Source organism: Cupriavidus sp. IK-TO18 (assembly GCF_015549295.1).
Classification (GTDB): Bacteria; Pseudomonadota; Gammaproteobacteria; order Burkholderiales; family Burkholderiaceae; genus Cupriavidus; species Cupriavidus oxalaticus_A.
On sequence record NZ_JADGMP010000028.1, the window covers coordinates 1 to 19,583 of the forward strand.

The 19,583-nt window shown below is 68.5% G+C and carries 14 protein-coding genes; 10 read left to right on the top strand and 4 right to left on the bottom strand.

Annotated features, from left to right (window positions below; genetic code table 11):
- Positions 1-77: 77 nt before the first annotated feature.
- Entirely contained in the window at positions 78-1,430 is a 1,353-nt protein-coding gene (locus IPF36_RS20420) for an MFS transporter (RefSeq protein ID WP_368671178.1), read from the bottom strand.
- A gap of 532 nt (positions 1,431-1,962) precedes the next feature.
- Between IPF36_RS20420 and IPF36_RS20425 the strand changes: the two genes are divergently transcribed.
- The 7 genes from IPF36_RS20425 to IPF36_RS20455 all read left to right on the top strand — a co-directional run bounded on the left by IPF36_RS20425 (position 1,963) and on the right by IPF36_RS20455 (position 10,338).
- On the top strand, positions 1,963-3,147 hold the full coding sequence (locus tag IPF36_RS20425; RefSeq protein WP_195429857.1) for an acyl-CoA dehydrogenase family protein: 1,185 nt from the start codon (positions 1,963-1,965) through the stop codon (positions 3,145-3,147).
- A 45-nt stretch (positions 3,148-3,192) separates the two neighbouring features.
- Positions 3,193-4,332: an acyl-CoA dehydrogenase family protein gene (locus tag IPF36_RS20430; protein ID WP_195429868.1), complete on the top strand. Its 1,140-nt coding sequence runs from the start codon at positions 3,193-3,195 to the stop codon at positions 4,330-4,332.
- A gap of 236 nt (positions 4,333-4,568) precedes the next feature.
- Positions 4,569-5,525 carry an ABC transporter permease gene (locus IPF36_RS20435; RefSeq protein ID WP_195429870.1) on the top strand — a complete coding sequence of 319 codons (957 nt, stop codon included), beginning with the start codon at positions 4,569-4,571 and terminating at the stop codon, positions 5,523-5,525.
- Complete coding sequence (locus IPF36_RS20440) at positions 5,525-6,451, top strand: ABC transporter permease (RefSeq protein ID WP_195429872.1); 927 nt, start codon at positions 5,525-5,527, stop codon at positions 6,449-6,451. Before IPF36_RS20435 ends, IPF36_RS20440 begins: the two co-directional genes overlap by 1 nt.
- A gap of 135 nt (positions 6,452-6,586) precedes the next feature.
- Positions 6,587-8,242 carry an ABC transporter substrate-binding protein gene (locus IPF36_RS20445; RefSeq protein ID WP_135703939.1) on the top strand — a complete coding sequence of 552 codons (1,656 nt, stop codon included), beginning with the start codon at positions 6,587-6,589 and terminating at the stop codon, positions 8,240-8,242.
- Positions 8,243-8,270: 28 nt separating this feature from the next.
- Positions 8,271-9,260 carry an ABC transporter ATP-binding protein gene (locus IPF36_RS20450; RefSeq protein ID WP_195429874.1) on the top strand — a complete coding sequence of 330 codons (990 nt, stop codon included), beginning with the start codon at positions 8,271-8,273 and terminating at the stop codon, positions 9,258-9,260.
- Positions 9,247-10,338 carry an ABC transporter ATP-binding protein gene (locus tag IPF36_RS20455; RefSeq protein WP_195429876.1) on the top strand — a complete coding sequence of 364 codons (1,092 nt, stop codon included), beginning with the start codon at positions 9,247-9,249 and terminating at the stop codon, positions 10,336-10,338. The genes IPF36_RS20450 and IPF36_RS20455 overlap by 14 nt, the downstream gene beginning before the upstream one ends.
- 48 nt (positions 10,339-10,386) lie before the next feature.
- Here the strand turns inward: IPF36_RS20455 and IPF36_RS20460 are convergent, their stop codons facing one another.
- The 3 genes from IPF36_RS20460 to IPF36_RS20470 all read right to left on the bottom strand — a co-directional run bounded on the left by IPF36_RS20460 (position 10,387) and on the right by IPF36_RS20470 (position 16,813).
- Positions 10,387-11,619 (bottom strand): TetR/AcrR family transcriptional regulator, encoded by a 1,233-nt coding sequence (locus IPF36_RS20460; protein WP_133094675.1) that lies wholly within the window; start codon positions 11,617-11,619, stop codon positions 10,387-10,389.
- A gap of 191 nt (positions 11,620-11,810) precedes the next feature.
- Positions 11,811-16,157, bottom strand: a complete 4,347-nt coding sequence (locus tag IPF36_RS20465; RefSeq protein WP_368671179.1) for an AAA family ATPase — start codon at positions 16,155-16,157, stop codon at positions 11,811-11,813.
- A complete protein-coding gene (locus IPF36_RS20470) occupies positions 16,154-16,813 on the bottom strand; it encodes a response regulator transcription factor (RefSeq protein ID WP_195429879.1) in 660 nt (219 codons plus the stop codon). The genes IPF36_RS20465 and IPF36_RS20470 overlap by 4 nt, the downstream gene beginning before the upstream one ends.
- Before the next feature lie 331 nt (positions 16,814-17,144).
- On the opposite strand from IPF36_RS20470, the gene IPF36_RS20475 reads away from it, so the two are divergent.
- The 3 genes from IPF36_RS20475 to IPF36_RS20485 form a co-directional block, all read left to right on the top strand.
- A complete protein-coding gene (locus IPF36_RS20475) occupies positions 17,145-17,831 on the top strand; it encodes a hydrolase (protein WP_195429881.1) in 687 nt (228 codons plus the stop codon).
- Between the two features lie 119 nt (positions 17,832-17,950).
- Complete coding sequence (locus tag IPF36_RS20480) at positions 17,951-18,772, top strand: alpha/beta fold hydrolase (RefSeq protein ID WP_135702694.1); 822 nt, start codon at positions 17,951-17,953, stop codon at positions 18,770-18,772.
- A gap of 80 nt (positions 18,773-18,852) precedes the next feature.
- Positions 18,853-19,583: amidohydrolase family protein (locus IPF36_RS20485; RefSeq protein WP_195429883.1), on the top strand; the 731-nt coding region annotated here is incomplete at its 3' end.

The window sequence follows — 19,583 nt, forward strand, 5'->3', positions numbered from 1 at the left end:
GACAGGGAAAGGGGACAGGGAAAGGGGACAGGGAAAGGGGACAGGGAAAGGGGACAGGGGAATCGGCCGGCAATGCCTCAGTCACGCAGCCCGGCCATGTCGTCGGCGCGGTCCGGCCGGTTCCGGCGCGACCGCGGATCGGCAATGCGAAGTGCCAGCACAAAGGCGGCCAGCTTGACCGCGATGGCCACGGCGAAGACCAGCGGGAAGTGCACCGACTGGGCCAGCAGCCCGCCGATCACCGGACCGACGGCCATCATGCTGAACGTGGCCGTGTCGGAAACGGCGAGCAGCATCGGCCGGTCCTTGCGCGCCCCGAACTCCATCACCAGGTTGTCCGCCGAGATAAAGAAGCCGCCGAAGCCCGCGCCCAGGCCGCAGAACGCCAGCAGGAAGCCCGGCAGCGTGGCGCACCCCAGCAGCCACGCCGTGGCGGCGACCCACGTGGCGATACTGGCCAGGAACACCACCCGGTAGCCATGCCTGTCAGCGACGCGGCCCCAGGCGAGATTGCTGCCCGTCTGCGCCAGCAGGTAGGCCAGGCTCAGGTACCCGAGCGTGGCGCCATCCAGCCCCAGCAGCCGGCCGGCGTAGATCGCATAGAACGGCATCGCCATCATGCCCAGTGCCACCAGTGCCCGCGCCAGGAAAAAGCGCACGAAATCCCGGTCGGCTGCCAGCAGCGCCGGCAACTCACGCACGCGCCGGCCGAAGCCCGCGCGCACGCGCACGTCGTGCAGCGCCGGCTCGCGCATGCCCGCCAGCGCCGAGATCCCCAGGCTGGTCAGCACGAAGGCGGCCAGGAAGGTGGCGGCATAGCCGTTGCCGAACACATCGTTGCCGACCAGGTAGCGCCCGCCCATCCACGCCACCGCCGCCGCGGTGAGGCCGCCGAAGAAATTGCGCAGCGCAGTCAGCCGCCCGCGCCGTGCCAGCGGGATGATCTTGGAGGTCAGGTAGTTGAAGCTGACGTTCTGCACGCCGTTGAGCAGCCCGAACAGCAGCAGGAAAGCCGCCGCGGCCACCAGCGCGCCGCGCCCGCTCAGCAGCAGCGCCGACAGCCCCAGCCCCAGGATCTGGCCGCGCACCAGCCAGCCCACCAGGTAGATCAGCGGCATCACGCGCTGGCGATGCTCGATCAGCGTCGCGCCCCAGATCGACGAGGCTGCCATGCCGGCATACTGGGCCGCGAGCACGAGGCCGACGGTGAGTTTCGAACCCGACAGCAGGTACAGATAAGCGGGCACGAAGGTGGGCGCGGTCACCAGCCGGAAACCGGTCATGCCAAGCATCCCATGGATCAGGAACGCCTTCGCGTTGCGCGGCAGGTGGCGGTCGACATGGTCGCGGAAATGCTGTTCGGCGCGCTGTTGCTCCGCCTCCGCGGCTTCGCCCAGCAGCGCGCCGCTCATGCCGGCCTGCGTTGTCACGTTGTCTCCCGCTGTGGGTCCGGCCCAATGGTCGATGCCGGATGTTTTTCGTGTTTTTGGTATGGCTTCGATAAATACTAGCACAAGCGTTCGTTTTTCGAGCGTGGCGACATTGAGCAGTTTCGAAACTAGGGAATCGAGGCGGCGAGCTGGCATCGAAAGCGGGGAGGCGAGCCCTTCCAAGGCGGTCGCAAAGCGGCACGAGTCCCGCGATTTTGGCCATACATGCCATGAAAATTCCGCATATCACGCACGTTTGCTGCACCGCATTAGCGCGGCAATGCCTTTGCCGTGGCTGCTTCCAGTCCCATCGTGGCTCTTCCCTCCATTTCCTGATGACAGCGCTCTGCCGTCCATTTTAGGTTTTGGAGTATTGACGATGCCAGAAGCCGCTTGTATAAAAGTTCCTGCCGCTGCGTAGCTGTCGACGTTTTTCGAAAACCAAGACTGCTGTTGCAGTGCCCCTGATTCTGCCGGCCGCCAGGCAACAGCGCAGGACACGGGCCCACAGGCGCACAACAAGGAGACGAGCTTGGACGCACTGGAAACGTTCCGGCAGCAGGCACACGCCTGGCTGGAGGCCAATTGCCCCCCTGAGATGCGCCTGCCGATGCAGGACGAGGACGACATCTGCTGGGGCGGCCACAAGTTCCGCTACCAGTCCGAGGCGCAGCGGCTGTGGCTGCAGCGGATGGCTGAACAGGGCTGGACCGTGCCGGAATGGCCGCGCGAGTATGGCGGCGCCGGATTGAGCGCGGCCGAGGCACGGGTGCTGCGCGCCGAGATGCAGCGGCTGCACTGCCGCGTGCCGCTGCAGAGCTTCGGCATCTCCATGCTCGGGCCCGCGCTGCTGAAATACGGCACCGAGGCGCAGAAGCGCGAACACCTGCCCAGGATTGCGCGCGGCGAAATCCGCTGGTGCCAGGGCTATTCCGAACCCAACGCCGGCTCCGACCTGGCCGCGCTGCAGACGCGCGCCGAAGAGCACGGCGACCATTTTGTGGTCAACGGCCAGAAGATCTGGACCTCGTATGCCGACAAGGCCGACTGGATCTTCTGCCTGGTGCGCACCGATTTCGCGGCGCAGAAGCACACCGGCATCAGCTTCCTGCTGTTCGACATGGCGTCGCCGGGCGTCTCGACCCGCCCGATCGTGCTGATCTCCGGCAAGTCGCCCTTCTGCGAGACCTTCTTCGACGACGTCAAGGTGCCGCGCCACCAGCTGGTCGGCGAGCTCAACGGTGGCTGGGCCATCGCCAAGTACCTGCTGACGCATGAGCGCGAGATGATCAGCGCGATCGGCAGCCGCGGCTTCCGCCAGCCGCTGGGGCGCCATGCCGCCAAGGCAATTGGCGTGGACGAGCGCCACCGGCTCGACGACCCGGTGCTGCGCGCGCAGATCGCCCGCTTCGAGGTCGACGAGGCCGCCTTCGCCGCGGCCGGCGAGCGCGCCCGCGACCTGGCGCGGCAAGGCGAAGGCATGGCCGCGTTCTCGTCCGTGCTGAAGTACTACGGCGCGGAACTGAACAAGCGGCGCTACGAGCTGCTGATGTCGGTCGGCGGCACCGATGCACTCGAATGGGAAGGCCCGCGCAGCCAGGAAGGCGCGCTGGCGCGGGCATGGCTGCGCACCAAGGCGAATTCGATCGAGGGCGGCACCAGCGAGGTCCAGCTCAATATCGTCGCCAAGCGCCTGCTCGGCCTGCCCGGCGCCTGAGCCGCCGCGCCATCCTCCACGACCCAACATCTGCCAGACGCCGCCATGCCCATCGTATTGACCGACACGCAGGAGATGCTGCGCGACAGCGCCATGACGTTCCTGCAAGAGAACGCCCCGATCTCCGCGCTGCGCAAGCTGCGCGACACCCGCGACCCCGTCGGCTTCTCGCGCGAGCTGTGGCAGCGCTGCGCCGCGCTGGGCTTTGCCGGGGTAATGATCGACGAGGCCTACGGCGGCAGCGGTCTCGGCGCGGTCGAGGCCGGCGTGATCGCGGAAGCGATCGGCACCACGCTCGCGCCGCTGCCCTTCCTGTCCACCGCCGTGCTTGGCGCATCGCTGGTCGGCCTGTATGGCAACGACAGCCAGCGCAGCGCGCTGCTGCCGGCGCTCGCCGCGGGGCGGCACCTGATGGCTTTGGCGCTGGATGAAACCGCCCGGCACCGGCCCGAGCGCATCGCCACGCAGGCGCGGCGCGACGCGGACGGCTATGTGCTTGATGGCAGCAAGGTCTTCGTGGTCGATGGCCATGTGGCCGATACGCTGGTGGTCGCCGCGCGCACGGGCGCCGCCGGGGCGAGCGACGGCGTCTCGCTGTTCCTGGTCCCGCGCGACCACGCCGGCGTACAGGTGGAACGGTCCGTGCTGGCCGATGCCACCAATGCCGCGCGCATCGTCTTCGACGCCGCGCGGGTGCCGGCCGACGCCCTGCTGGGCGACGAGGGTACCGGGGCGCAAATGCTGGAGCGCGTGCTGGACATCGCCCGCGCGGTGCTGTCGTCGGAACTGCTCGGCATCGCCGATTCCTCGTTCGCGCGCACGCTGGCGTACCTGAAGGAACGCAGGCAGTTCGGCAAGGCCATCGGCGAATTCCAGGCGCTGCAGCACCGCGCCGCGCATCTCTTTGCCGAGATCGAACTGGCGCGCGCCGCGGTGCTGCGTTGCCAGCAGCGGCTCGACGAAGGCAACGCCGACGGTCCCGAGCCGCTGGTCTGCGTGGCCAAGGCCAAGGCCGGCGATACCGCCACGCTGGCGGTGCAGGAAGGCGTGCAGATGCACGGCGGCATCGGCATGACCGACGAATTCGAGATCGGCTTCTTCATGAAGCGCGCCCGCACCGCGCAGGAATGGCTGGGCGACGCGAACTGGCAGCTCGACCGCTGGGCCACGCTGCGCGGCTACTGAGCGGCTACTGAGGCTGAGAGATTCGGCCCCATCCGCAGGGGCCTGCAGGACATCACGCAACACCGAGGCGGCAACGGACGCCCCGGTTGCGGCGCCACGCGCCCGCACCGGACCGACCGCCAGCAAGGAGGCAGCATGTCGGCAAGTCCCTGGGCACCCGCATTCCCCGCGTTCCCACCAGCAGCCGCAACGGCTGACGGCGGGGCACGTTACAGGCAGCCGCACGGAGGCCGGCCATGAGCGCCTATCTCATGCGCCGCCTGCTGGCGCTGCTGCCGACGCTGGTCTTCGCCAGCATCATCGTGTTCGCCATCGTGCGGCTGGTGCCGGGCGACGTGGTCGACCTGATGCTGAGCCAGAACGACATCAGCGCCGATACGCGCACCCGCGAAGACCTGGTCAATGCGCTCGGCCTCGACCGCCCGATGTGGGAGCAGTACCTGCACTGGGTCGGCAATATCGTGCTGCATGGCGACCTGGGGCAGTCGCTGTGGCAAGGCGAGCCGGTGCTGAGGATGGTGATGGCGCGCATTCCCGCGACCTTCTCGCTGGGTGTGCTGGCACTGGCCGTGGCGCTGACGGTGGCGCTGCCGATCGGCGTGCTGTCGGCGATCCGCCAGGACACCGCGGCGGACTATGTGGCGCGTTCCTTCTCGATCCTGATGCTGGCAGTGCCCAGCTTCTGGCTGGGCACGATGGTGATGGTGTTCCCGTCGGTCTGGTGGGGCTGGTCGCCCGAAGTGCGCTACGTCCCCTTCCTGGAGGACCCGGTGCAGCATGTCAGGCAGATGCTGGTGCCGGCCATCGTGCTCGGCATGGCGCTGTCGGCGATCACTATGCGCATGACGCGCACCATGATGCTGGAGGTGCTGCGCCAGGACTATATCCGCACCGCGTGGGCCAAGGGCCTGAACGAGCCGCTGGTGATCCTGCGGCATGCGCTGCGCAATGCGCTGATCCCGGTGGTGACGCTGGTCGGCCTGCAGGCGCCGCTGCTGATCGGCGGCGCGGTGGTGATCGAGCAGATCTTCGTGGTGCCGGGCATGGGCTTGCTGCTGCTCGATGCCGTGCACCAGCGCGACTATCCGCTGATCACCGGCATCTTCCTCGTGGTCGGCGTCGCGGTGATGCTGATCAACCTGCTCGTCGACCTGAGCTATGGCCTGTTCGACCCCAAAGTGAGGCACCGCTGATGGCACCCCCGACCGTCGATCCGCACGCCGCTTCCGCCACCCTGCCTGGCGCCCTGCCCCGCTCCGGCCGGCAACGCCAGCCTCGCTTCGCGCTGCTGCGGCGGCTGTTCCGCGACAAGCCCCTGGGCGCCGCCGGCGCGGTGATCTGCGCGGTGTTCCTGTTCTGCGGCGTGTTCGCCGACCTGCTGGCGCCATATGGCATGAACGAGATCAACATGATGGCGCGGCTGCAGCCGCCCTCGTGGGCGCATCCGTTCGGCACCGACAATCTCGGCCGCGACATGTTCTCGCGCTGCCTGTACGGCGCCCGGCTGTCGGTAGTGATAGGGCTCTCGGCGGCAACGCTGGCCACGGCGATCTCGCTCGCGCTGGGCATCCTGACCGGCTACCTGGGCGGCAAGTTCGACCTGGTGGTGCAGCGCATGGTCGATGCCTGGATGAGCTTTCCCGACCTGGTGATCCTGATCGTGGTGGTGTCGGTGCTGGGCCCGGGCAGCTGGCAGATCGTCTGCACGCTGGGCCTGCTGCTCGGCATCGGCGGCTCGCGCATCGTGCGCAGCGCGGTGGTGTCGGTGCGCGAGAACATGTACGTGCATGCGGCGCAGTCGATGGGGGCGTCGACGGGCCGCATCCTGTGGCGCCACATCCTGCCCAACGTGCTGCCGCCGGTGATCGTGCTGTTCACCACGCGCGTGGGCTCCGCGATCCTGGCGGAGTCGGGCCTGTCCTTCCTCGGCCTCGGCGTGCCGCCGCCGGCCCCGACCTGGGGCGGCATGCTGTCGGGCGACGGCCGCACCTTTATGTTCCAGGGCCCGTGGCTGGCGCTGGCGCCGGGCGCCTGCCTGACGATCGTCGTCTATGCGATCAACGTGTATGGCGATGCGCTGCGCGACCTGCTCGACCCGCGCATGCGGGGCAGCCGCTGAGAACAGCAGATTGACGAGCGGCCGGCATGACGAGCCGGCACATCATGATCCCCAAAGGAGCAGACGATGGTGCGCAGCGTGAAGACGGACGACAGGATGACGAGGGGGGCTTCCCTGGTGGCGGTGGCGACGGCAATGGCCGCGGCCTTCGCCTGCGGCACGGCGGCCGCGCAGGCGGAAGCGCCGAAATATGGCGGCACCATTGAAGTCGGCTCGGTCTACCCCACCATCTCGGCATTGTCGTGGGACCTGGGCGACTGGAACTGGAAGCAGAACTACGACACCGGCCAGGTCTACGAGCAGCTCTTCGCCGCCGACCTGTCCAAGGCCCGCCGCAACGGCGGCAAGTACGCCTTCCAGGCCGACGCCTGGCTGCCCGAGGATGCCATCCGCGGCGAACTCGCCGAAAGCTGGAAATGGACCGACCCGCTTACGCTCGAGGTCAAGCTGCGCAAGAACGTACGCTTCCCGGCCAAGCCTGGCGTGATGGAAGAGCGCGAGCTGACGGCAGAAGACGTGGTGTTCAGCTACAGCCGCCAGAACGCCAGCGCCAAGAAGATTCCCACCTACTTCGACCACCTGAGCAAGGTCGAGGCCGTCGACAAGCATACGGTCGTGTTCCGCTTCAAGGAATTCAATGCGGAATGGGACTACCGCTTCGGCTGGGGCTACTACTCCGGCATCATGCCCAAGGAGGTTGCCACCGCGGGCGCCGCGAACTGGAAGAACGTCACCGGCTCCGGCCCGTTCACGCTGACCCAGTTCGTGCAGGGCAATTCCAGCACGTATGCGAAAAACGCGCAGTACTGGGACACCGAAAAGATCGGCGGCAAGGACTACAAGCTGCCCTTTGCCGACAAGGTGGTGCTGCGCACCGTCAAGGACGAGGCCACCCGCAACACCATGCTGCGCACCGGCAAGCTCGACGTGCTGGAAATGGTGCGCTGGACCGCCGTCGATGAACTGAAGAAGAGCGCGCCGCAACTCAAGTGGTCCCGCTGGCTGTCCTACACCGGGCAGTACCTGGCCCTGCGCGTCGACACCAGGCCGTTCAACGATATCCGCGTGCGCCGCGCGCTGAACATGGCGGTGAACAAGCAGGAGATCGTCAAGCAGTACTACGGCGGCAATGCCGAGTTGTTCGCCTATCCGCAGCACCCGGACTACACCGGCTATTTCGAGCCGCTGAGCGCGATGCCGGAATCGGTCAAGGAGCTGTTCACTTACAACCCGGAGAAGGCGAAGAAGCTGCTGGCCGAGGCCGGCTACCCGAAGGGCTTCAAGTTCAAGGTGCAGGTCTGCGCCTGCAGCCAGGACCATATGGAAATGCTGCCGCTGATCGCAGCGTACCTGGAGCAGGTAGGCGTGCGCATCGAGATCCAGCCGATGGAGTATGGCGCCTTCCTGTCGGCGATGACCACCAAGACCAATGCGCCGGGCTACATGATGAGCAACGGCCATACCAACCCGACCACGACGATCCGCAAGAGCTTCGTCGCCGGACAGGTGTGGAACGCCTCGCAGTGGAACGACCCCAGGTTCGATGCCCGCGTCAACCAGGCCTTCCAGATGCGCGACCTGGGCAAGCGCCAGGAAGCGCTGCGTGCCATGACGCGCGACATCCTGGCCGAAGCGCCGTATATCTGGCTGCCGACGCCCTACCTGTTCACCGCGTGGTGGCCGTGGGTCAAGAACTACGACGGCGAGCTGCGCGCCGGCGCGGTGCGCAATGGGCCCATTTATGCGCGCGCCTGGATCGACCAGGAGATGAAGAAGAAGCTCGGCTTCTGATCTTCCCACCGACAACCGGGACGCAACCATGGCAGAGCCAATCCTGCAGGTGAAGAACCTGACCACGCGCTTCCGCACCGACCGCGGCGTGGTCACCGCGGTGGACCGGGTCTCGTTCGACGTGGCCGCCGGCGAGACGCTGGCGATCGTCGGCGAGTCGGGTTCGGGCAAGAGCGTGACCGCGCTGTCGATCCTCGGCCTGATCCCGCAGCCGCCCGGCGTCATCGAATCCGGAGAGATCCGTTTCGAGGGACAGGATCTGCTCAGGCTCAAGCCGGCGGCCATGCGCGCCATTCGCGGCAACCGCATCGCGATGGTGTTCCAGGAGCCGATGTCGTCGATGAACCCGGCGCTGACGGTGGGCAAGCAGATCGCCGAGCCGATCCGCGTGCACCAGGGCCGCGCCTGGGGCGATGCCTACGAAGAGGCCGCGGAATTGCTGGCGCAGGTGCATATCCCGGAGCCGCGCAGCCGCGTCCACGCCTATCCGCACCAGTTCTCGGGCGGCATGCGGCAGCGCGCGATGATCGCGATGGCGCTGGCCTGCAAGCCGAAGCTGATCATCGCCGACGAGCCGACCACCGCGCTCGACGTCACCGTGCAGGCGCAGATCCTGGATCTGCTCAAGGGGCTGGCGCAGCAGGCCGGCACGGCGCTGATCCTGATCACGCACGACCTTGGCGTGGTGGCGCGCTATGCCGACCGCGTCGCGGTGATGTACGGCGGGCGGCTGGTGGAGACGGCGACCGCGGACGAACTGTACCGCCATCCCGCGCATCCCTACACGCGCGGCCTGATGGCATGCGTGCCGCGCCTGGATGGCGACACCAGCCAGCCGCTGGTGCCGATCGACGGCCAGCCGCCCGACCTGACCGCGCTGGGCCCGGGCTGCGCCTTCCTGCCGCGCTGCCGGCTGGCGCAGGAACAGTGCCGCCAGGCGCCGCCCGAGCTGCGCGCGATTCCTGGGCGGACTTCCGACCAACACCTCAAGGCTTGCTTCCTCCATGACGCCCATTGACACGCCCCTGGCGCGCAGCGTCGCGCCGCCTGAGCGCACGGATCGCACGCATGGCAGCGCAGGCGCCGAGGCGCCGGCCAGTCGTCAGCCGCCCCAGGCCGGCGACCCGATCCTCCAGGTCGAAGACCTGAAGGTCCATTTCCCCGTGACGCGCGGTGTGCTGCTCAAGCGGCAGGTCGGCTCGGTCAAGGCGGTCGATGGCGTCTCGTTCACGCTGCGCCGCGGCGAGACGCTGGGGCTGGTGGGTGAAAGCGGCTGCGGCAAGTCCACCACCGGGCTGGCCATCATGAAGATGCTGCCCGCCAGCGCGGGCCGGATCGCCTTCGATGGCGAAGACCTGGCCGGCTTCAGCGGCGCGCGCGAAAAGCGCTTCCGCCGCAGCGTGCAGATGGTCTACCAGGACCCGTTCGCGTCGCTGAACCCGCGCATGAAGGTGCGCGACATCATCGCCGAGCCGCTGCACGTCCACGGCCTGGCCGGCGATCGTGCCGCGCTGCAGGCGCGCGTGGCCGAGCTGCTCGACATGGTCGGCCTGCTGCCCTACATGGCCGACCGCTATCCGCACGAATTCTCGGGCGGCCAGCGGCAGCGCATCGGCATCGCCCGCGCACTGGCGCTGAAACCGAGCCTGATCGTCTGCGACGAGCCGGTGTCGGCGCTGGACGTGTCGATCCAGGCGCAGGTGGTCAATGTGTTCATGGCGCTGCAGCGCAGCCTGGGCCTGTCCTACCTGTTCATCGCCCACGACCTGGCGGTGGTGCGCCATATCAGCGACCGCATCGCGGTGATGTACCTCGGCCGCATCGTCGAGATCGCCAGCCGGCACCAGCTCTACGCGGAGCCGCGCCACCCGTACACGCGCGCGCTGCTGTCGGCGGTGCCGGTGGCCGACGTGCGCGCTGAACGCCAGCGCCAGCGCATCGTGCTGCAGGGCGAAGTCCCCAGCCCGATGCATCCGCCTTCGGGCTGCCGCTTCCATACGCGCTGCCCTTCGGCCATGCCCCAGTGCCGCAGCGCCGACCCGGTGCTGCGCGACCAGGGCGACGGCCAGATGGTGGCCTGCCACCTGTACGACTGACATCTCGCGGCAAACCCCCCGGGCGCTGCCGCGCCGGTTCAGCTCAGTTCAGCGCAGCAGGCCCATCATCATGGGCCGCACGAACAGATCGGCGGCGTTGTCGGCGGTCGCGTCGCGGACCCAGCGGCGCAGCTCGACCGCGGCGTTGATCATGCCATGCACCTGCAGCGCGGCGATCGACTGGTCCAGCGGCCGGATCGAGCCGTCCTGCATGCCCTGCACCAGGAAGCGGACAAAGCGCGTGGACAGACGCGCCATGTCCTGCATCTTGGCGATGCGCATCTCTTCCGGCAGCGCGCCGTAGATGGTCAGCCGCAGCAGCGGTCCCTGGCTGGAGAACTGGTAATGCACCAGCGCGCGCGACACCGCGCACAGCTTGTCCCAGCCGGTGCCGGGCATCTCGTCGACCAGCGTCTGGGTATCGCGGATCACCGCCGACATGCGGTCGAAGCATGCGGAGATGAGGTCGTCCTTGTTCTCGTTGTGGTGGTAGAACGCGCCCTTGGTCAGGTTCAGCCGCGCCGAGATCCGGTCCGCCGAGGCGCCACGGTAGCCCTGCTCGTTCAGCAGCTCGGTGGCGGCGCGCAGGAACGCCTGCTGCGTTGTTTCCGGCTGTCCCAGCGTCGGCAGCAGCGCTTCGGCATCCAGCTCCGGCTGCCACGCGGTGCCGGGCGCGGCAATGCCATTGAGCACGATGTCCGCCAGCGTCTGCGCGACCTTGGGGTAGTCCGCCGGTTCGTAGCGTTCGATCCAGCTCATCGCGCCGCTGGTCAGTGACAGTAGCAGGTGGGCCCGCGCGCTCAGCGCGCTGCGCTGTGCCGGGTCGGCGGGCGTGGCATCGCGCAGCAGCCCGCGGATCTGCCGGAACATGTCGTTGTAGGCGGAGAACGCCACGTCGGCATGGCTGGCCGGCAGCGCGCGGATCTCACGGAAACTCATCAGCTCCGGCCGCTCCCCCGCCGCGGTGCGCGCCAGCCGCGCGACGAACAGCGCGATAAAGGCGGCGACGCGCTCGCCGGCGCTGCCGTGCTGCGCAGCCGCGCCGGCCAGGCCGCGCATTTCCTCGATGGTGCGCATCAGGCAGGCCAGCACCAAGTCTTCCTTCTTGCGGAAGTAGTACGTGATGCTGTTGGTGTTCAACCCCACCAGCTGGCCGACGTCCGACAGCGTCGTGCCGCGCACGCCCTTGCGGTTGAACAGCGCCGCGGCGGCATCGAGGATGCCTTCGCGCTTTTCGACATAACGGCGGGTCTGCCTGGCTTCCGACTGGTCCGTGAGCATGAGCGGTCCGGTGCGCGGATGGGCGGACCGGTTTTTCGAAGATACGGTACCAGGGATTATAAGCGGGGGTTTTGCGCGTGAGATATCGGGATGTTCCCGCTTTGCCGCACGTACCTTATTATCCAGACAGTATTCGGCATCTTGGTGGCATCGGCCCCGAAGACCTGAAGCATATGCACCGCGCAAGCCCGTCAGGGGTCGTGCGCCGCAGCCGGTGCCGGAGAGAGGAACACCGGCAGCCGGAACATGAACTCGCTGCCGCCACTGCGGCGGCGCCTGGCCACCAGCGTACCGCCGTGCGCCTCGACGATCGAGCGGCAGATCGCAAGCCCCATCCCCATGCCGTCGTCCTTGGTGGTGAAGAAGGCATCGAAGACGCGCGGCAGCACATCTTCGGCAATGCCGGTCCCGTGATCCTGCACGCTGACCACCACCATCTCCTGGGCCTCCTGCTCGCGGTACGAAGCCACCAGCAGCTCGCGCTGCTCGACCGGCGTGCCGGCCATGGCGTCGAGCGCGTTGGTGACCAGGTTGAGCACCACCTGCTGGAGCTGTACGCGGTCCGCTTCCACCTGCGTGGCGCCGGCAGTCAGCCGGGTCACGGCCCTGACGTGGTGCGCGTCCAGATCGGGCCGCACCATCTCCAGCACCTCGCGCAGTACCTCGTCCGGAGAAAGCGGCGCGAGCACCGCCGGCGCCTGCCGCGCCAGCGCGCGCAGCGCACGCACGATGTCGGCGGCGCGCAGCGCATGCTGGCGGATAAAGGCAAGGCCCTCCAGCGCCTCTCCGAACTCCGGCTGCGGCCGCTTCAGCCAGCGCACGCTGGCATCGGCGGTGGCGACAATGGCTGTCAGCGGCTGGTTGACTTCATGGCCGATCGATGCCGCCAGCGTTCCCATCACGGTCAGGTGCGAGGTGCGGGCCAGCTCGGCGCGCGCATCGCGCAGGCCGATCTCGGCGGCCACGCGGCGGTTGTTCTCGCCGATCAGCTGCTCGTACAGCCGCGCCGTTTCCAGCGAGATCGCGACCTGCGGCGCCAGCATCTCCAGTTCGGCGACATGGTTCGCGCCGAACACGCCCGGAGCGTTGTTGTTCTCCAGGTAGACCGCGCCGATCAGGCTTTGTCCACGCACCAGCGGCAGGCACAGCACCGAGCGCACGCCGCTGTCGATGGCGGCCCTGGTGCGGATCGACGGTGCGTCGACCATGGCGTCGGCTAGCACCAGCGTCTGGCGCGTGCGCAGCACGCTGTTGAGCACCGCCAGCGGCAGCGCGTGCTCGGTAGGCGGCGCCGAGCCAAGTGCCACCGTCACCCTGTCGTCGAGCACCCGGCCCGAGGCCTCGATCATCGGCTCGTCATCCCGCATCAGCACCAGCAGCCCGTAGCGGGCGCCCGCGTGCAGGATCACGGTGCTCAGCAGGCTCTCGACCAGCCGATCCATCACGATCTCGCTGGACAACGCACGCGCCGCCTGCCGGCCGAGTTCCCAGCTGGCGGCCGGCGGTGCCGGCGTGCCGTCGGCCACGGGTGCGCCGAGCTGCGGATACTGCGCGGCCAGCAGCGTCGCCTTGTGTTCGGCGCCCCAGCGCTGGTAGCACGCGCGCGCCAGCGCCAGGTGCTGCCGGGCCGCCGTATGCAGGTCGTGCCGGGCGCACAGCATGCCGGCCAGTTCATGCGCCAGCGCCTGCTCATGCACGAAGCCCGCTGCAGCTGCCGCCTCGGCCGACTGCTCGTAGCAGGCCAGCGCGCGCAGCGGATCGCCATCCGCCTGGGCCAGCGCGGCATCGACCAGCAGCAGCTTGTTGCGGAACGTCAGCGGATTGAGCGCTGCCCAGCGCGCGAAGCAGGCGCGGTGTGCCGCAATGTCGGCGGCCGCCTGCGGTGCCTGCGCGTGCGCCAGCGCAATGCCGAGGAACAGGCGGCAGTCGGCCACATTGATATGCGCGGGCGCGGACCAGATCAGTGTCTCGGCCTGGCGCAGGCTGTGCACCGCCTGCGCAAACTGACCGAGGAACACCGCGGCCATGCCGTCGTACAGGTAGATCCAGAAGCGGGTCGGCAACGAGTTGCTGCGTGCCAGCCGCTGCGCGGCGGTGCCGCAGTGTGCGGCGTCCTCCTGCCAGCTGCTGCTTTCGACACCTTCGCCGCCCTCGCCACGTTCGTCGCCGCGTTCGTCGCCACCTTCGTCGCCAACACGCAGCCGCTGCACGAAATGCAGCTGCGAATGCAAAATCAGCTCGATGTCCCGGTACTGGACCTGGCGCGTCAGCGCCAGGCCGCGCGCGATCTCTTCCGCCACCAGGCACAGGTGCTCCCCCATGACCAGCAGGTCGGACGCGATATGGTTGCAGGCATAGCAGGCCATGCCGATGTCGCCGGAGGCGCGCCCGAGCGTCACGGCTTGCTGCGCGTGGCTCAGCGCATACGACAGCGGACGCGTCCAGGCGCTGACCTGGTCCACGGCGACCAGCGTCGCGATGCGTCCCGCTTCATAGCCATGGTGGTCGATCAGCGCCATCGCCGCCTGCCCGTATGCGAGCCCGTCCTCGTACGCCTCGTACAGGCTGGCGATAAACACGCCGAACCATGACAGGCCGTACGGAGACTCCGGCGTGGCGCCATGGTCGAGGGTCAGCTCGACCATCTTGGCCACATGCAGGAAGCTGATGCCATCGCGCACGAACAGCGAAGAAATCAGCGTGGACAGCAGCCCCATCACGGCATGGATGCGCGGGTCATCGGTGGCGGGCAGCGACGCCAGGGTGGCGATCGGGCGCGTGCCGAGCGCGGCGCGCACGGCGTCGTAAGCGTCGCGCATGCGCTGCGACGACGGCGCGCGCTCCAGGTGTACATCGAGCAGCGCCAGGCCAGACAAGGCCGCATTGATCGCGCCTTCGTAGTCCGAGCGCACGGTCTGCAGGCTGGCGCGCAGGCGGTACACGGCGGCCTGGTCGAGCGCGTCATGCGCGCGAGCGAGCAGTGCATCGATGCCCTCCGACGCGGCATCGAGCCGGGCCTGCGCCAGCAGGCATTCGCAACGCAGCAGGTTGGCGGCGTAGGCCAGGCCATAGTGCGCTTCCCACCAGTCCGGCTGCATCAGCGCCTGGGCCGTGTCCATGTAGTGCAGCGCCTGCCCGATCGCGCCCGAGCGCCAGGCGCGCCGCCCCGCCACCAGCAGCACCTCGACGAAGGCCACCCGCTGCGGCATCGGCAACGCCTGGCTGGCCCGGACGGCTACGCGCTCGATCTGGTTGCAGATCTCGAACGCATGGTCCGCCAGCTGGCCGCGCCAGTGCTCAATCATGATCCGCGCGATGCGCGCGTGCTCGGCGGGGCGCGCATGCGGCTCGATCATCGAATACGCGGATTCCAGTATGCGGTCGTGCTGGAACGCGTAGCCGCACGGCGCCTGCACCAGCAAGCCGGCCTCGACGAACGGCTGCAGCTGGCTGGCCAGCTGTGCGGCGCTGACGCCGGCCACGCGGGCGAGCAGGCCGGCGTCGGCGCGCAGCCCGACGCAGGCCAGCTGCTGCAGCAGTCCGGTACCGGCGCGGGGCAGCCTGGCAAAACGCCGGATCATCAGGTCGACGACGTTGCCGGTGTAATGCTGGTCGTCGACCTCGGCGGCATGCCAGTCCCAGCCGGTGCCGCAGGCCTGCCTGGTCAGTACGCCGTCGTCGACCAGCGTGCGCAGCAACTGGTAGGAAAAGAACGGGTTGCCCGCGGTCCGGTCGTGCACGGCGTGCGCCAGCGCCGCGATACGCGCGGGCGGCTCGTCGAGCGCGGCGCCGACCAGCTCGGCCAGGTCAGCGGGCGCCAGCGGCCTGACGGGGATGCGCGTGACCGCCAGCGCGCCGCCGCGATTGGCATGCAGCAGCCACGAGAAGCGTTGCTCGACGTCCTGGCCGTGGTCCCGGTACGCGGCGATCAGCAGGATGCCGCCCGGACGCTGCACCGTGAAGGCTTCCAGCAGCGCGACGGTGAACGCGTCGGCCCACTGCAGGTCGTCGAAGAACAGTACCAGCGGCTGGCCCGGCGCGGCAAAGGCGGAAAAGGTGGCCAGCAGTGCCCCGAGTGCGCGGGCCTGCGCCTGCTGTGCCGGCACGTTGGCCAGCGGCGCCGTGCGGCCCAGCACCTGTTCGGCCTCCGGCACCAGTTCGGCCACCACCCGGCCCTGGCCCGCCAGCATGCCCAGCCAGCGCTCGCGCTGCGGCGCCAGCGTGGCCGGCGGCGCATCCAGCAAGCCAAGCGTAAGCCCGAGGATGGCCTGCGCCACCGGCGCATACGGAATATCGAGCTGGAGCTGGTCGCTCTTGCCGGCGGCAATGCGGGCGCCGGTCTGCGCCGCGGCCTGGCGCGAGAAGGCATTGGCCAGCGCGGACTTGCCGGTGCCGGCACCGCCGGCGACCAGCACAAGCTCGGACTTGCCGCTCAGGCACACGCGTCCCAGCGCATCGGCCAGCAGCGCCATCTCGCGGGCGCGCCCTACCAGGCGCGCCGGGACTTGCAGCGCCGGTGGCGCCGGCTTACCCGTCACTGGCCGGCCTGGCAGAGGCCCAGCTGCTGTGCCATCAGCACCAGCTCGGCAAAGGTGCGCGCCTTCATCTTGCGCATGGCCTGCCCGCGATGGATCTTGACCGTCACCTCGCTGATGCCGATTTCGGCCGCGATCTGCTTGTTCAGCAGGCCGGACACCGCCAGGCCCATGACCTCGGCCTCGCGTGGCGAAAGGGTCTCGTAGCTGGCGCGCAGTTCGTCGGCCTTGCGCGCGCCTTTGCGGCGCAGGCGGTCCCTGGCCAGCGCGGCGCTCACCGCGTCGAGCAGGTCCTGGTCGCGGTACGGCTTGGGAATAAAGTCCACGGCGCCGGCCTTCATCGCGGCCACGCTCATGGCGATGTCGCCGTAGCCCGTCATGAAAATGATCGGCAGCGGCACGCCCATGCGCGCCAGCCGGCCCTGCAGGTCCAGGCCGCTGGGGCCGCGCAGCCTGACGTCGAGCACCAGGCAGCATGGGGTATCGGGCAACGGAAAGGCCAGCAGCTCGGCGGCGGACTCGAACAGCACCGCGCTCAGGCCGACCGAGCGGAACAGGTTGCCGAGCGCATGGCGCACGCCGGCATCGTCGTCGACGACCAGTACGGTCGCGTCATCGCAGGCACTGTCGTCGGCAGGCTCCAGGCTTGGGGATGTCACGGTCTGCTCTCCAGGGCGCGCGTGCGGGGGCGCACGAGCAGCGGATTATAACCAGCAGGCCGCCATCGGCAATGACCGTCATGCCAGCACGGGAGAAGTGCACGTCACTAATACCATTGTATTAGTCAGGCGCGCGCCGGCGCCGAATTGCTCGCCCCGCTTCCGGTGCAAGCGTCGCCGGACCGATTAATACCATCATGCAATGGCGATTCCTGCGCCTGCCGTCTAGTCTTCTTATCCGGGCCGCGCTGCCGTGCCTTGCCGTTCCGCATGCCGGCGGCCGCCGTCGGCCTGCGCCTGCGCTCAAACCCCTGTCCCGAGGATCGACACCATGTCCAACCCAAAGCTCGAAGTCCTGACCCCGCAAAACAGCCAGCTGATCATCATCGACCACCAGCCGCAGATGGCCTTCGGGGTGCAGTCGATGGACCGGCAGGCCATGAAGAACAACGTCGTCGGCCTGGCCAAGGCCGCCAAGATCTTCAATATCCCGACCACCATCACCACGGTCGAAAGCGAATCGTTCTCCGGTTTCACCTATCCCGAGCTGCTCGACGTATTCCCCGGGCAGAAGACGCTGGAGCGTACCTCGATGAACTCGTGGGACGACAAGAAGGTGCGCGACGCGCTCAAGGCCAACGGCCGCAACAAGGTGATCGTCGCCGGCCTGTGGACCGAGGTCTGCAACACCACCTTCGCGCTGTGCGCGATGCTGGAAGGCAACTACGAGATCTACATGGTGGCCGATGCCTCCGGCGGCACCAGCAAGGAAGCGCACGACTATGCCATGCAGCGCATGGTCCAGGCCGGCGCGGTGCCGGTGACCTGGCAGCAGGTGCTGCTGGAATGGCAGCGCGACTGGGCCCACCGCGACACGTATGACGCCGTGATGAAACTGGTCAAGGAACATTCCGGCGCCTATGGCATGGGCGTCGACTACGCTTACACGATGGTGCACAAGGCGCCGCAGCGCACCGCCACGCCGCACGAGTCGGTGGCGCCGGTGCCGGCGCGCTGATCCCGGCATCCCGCAATGACCGCGGCTTGCGCGCGCCCGCTACGGCGGCGCGCAAGCCAACCTGCCAGGCACCGCCAGGGTGCCTTCTTCCACTTCCTGCTTCCAGGAGGGCCTGATCGATGAAAACCATCACCACCCAGGACGGTACCCGCATCTTCTACAAGGACTGGGGCGCGGGCCAGCCGGTCGTGTTCTCGCATGGCTGGCCGCTGCATGCCGATGCATGGGACGCGCAGATGCTGTTTCTCGCGCGCCAGGGCTTCCGCGTGATCGCCCATGACCGCCGCGGCCACGGCCGCTCGGACCAGCCCGCGCAGGGCAACGACATGGACACCTACGCGGACGACCTCGCCGCGCTGATCGAGGCGCTGGACCTGCGCGACGCGGTGCTGGTCGGGCACTCAACCGGCGGCGGCGAGGTGGCGCACTACATCGGCCGCCACGGCACCAGACGCGTGGCCAAGGCGGTGCTGATCGGCGCGGTGCCGCCGCTGATGCTGCAGACCGACGCCAACCCGGGCGGGCTGCCGCTGGACGTGTTCGACGGCATCCGCAAGGGCGTGGCCGAGAACCGCTCGCAGTTCTACCAGGACCTGGCGGTGCCGTTCTTCGGCTTCAACCGCACCGGCGCCAGGGTCTCGCAGGGCACCATCGATGCCTTCTGGGCGCAGGGCATGGCCGGTGGCATCGTCGGGCAGTACGCATGCATCCGCGAATTCTCGGAGGTCGACTACACCGAGGACCTGAAGAAGATCGACGTGCCCACGCTGATCCTGCATGGCGACGACGACCAGATCGTGCCGATCGACGCCTCGGCCCGGCGCGCCGCCGACCTGGTCAAGGGCGCGACGCTCAAGGTCTACCCCGGCGCCTCGCACGGCATGTGCGTGACCAATGCCGACCAGGTCAATGCCGACCTGCTCGCCTTCCTGAAGGGCTGAGTTCGATGTCATTCACGCGCCGGCAATTCATTGGCACCGCGGCCGCGCTCGGCGCGGCCGTTTCCCCGGAGATCTTCGGCATGCAACCCAGCGCCGCACCCAGCCTCATCCTCGTCAACGGCAAGTTCACCACGCTCGACAAGGCCAACCCGCAGGCGGACGCCGTGGCCATCCGCGACGGGCGCTTCGTCGCCGTCGGCACGCGCCAGGACATCATGAAGCTGGCCGGCGCGCAGACGCAGGTCGTGGACCTGAACGGCCGGCGCGGCATTCCCGGGCTGATCGACAGCCACATGCACATCATCCGCGGCGGCCTGAACTACAACATGGAGCTGCGCTGGGACGGCGTGCGCTCGCTGGCCGATGCCATGCGCATGCTCAGGGACCAGGTCGCGCGCACGCCGGCACCGCAATGGGTGCGCGTGGTCGGCGGCTTCACCGAGCACCAGTTCGCCGAGAAGCGGCTGCCGACCATCGACGAACTGAACGCGGTGGCACCCGATACCCCGGTATTCATCCTGCACCTGTACGATCGCGCCATCCTCAACGGCGCGGCGCTGCGCGCGGTCGGCTACACCAAGGACACGCCCAACCCGCCGGGCGGCGAGATCGTGCGCGACGCGCGCGGCAATCCCACGGGCCTGCTGCTGGCCAAGCCGAACGCCACCATCCTGTACGCGACGCTGGCCAAGGGCCCCAAGCTGCCGCCCGAATACCAGAAGAACTCGACGCGCCATTTCATGCGCGAGGTCAACCGGCTGGGCGTGACCGGCGTGATCGATGCGGGCGGCGGGTACCAGAACTACCCCGA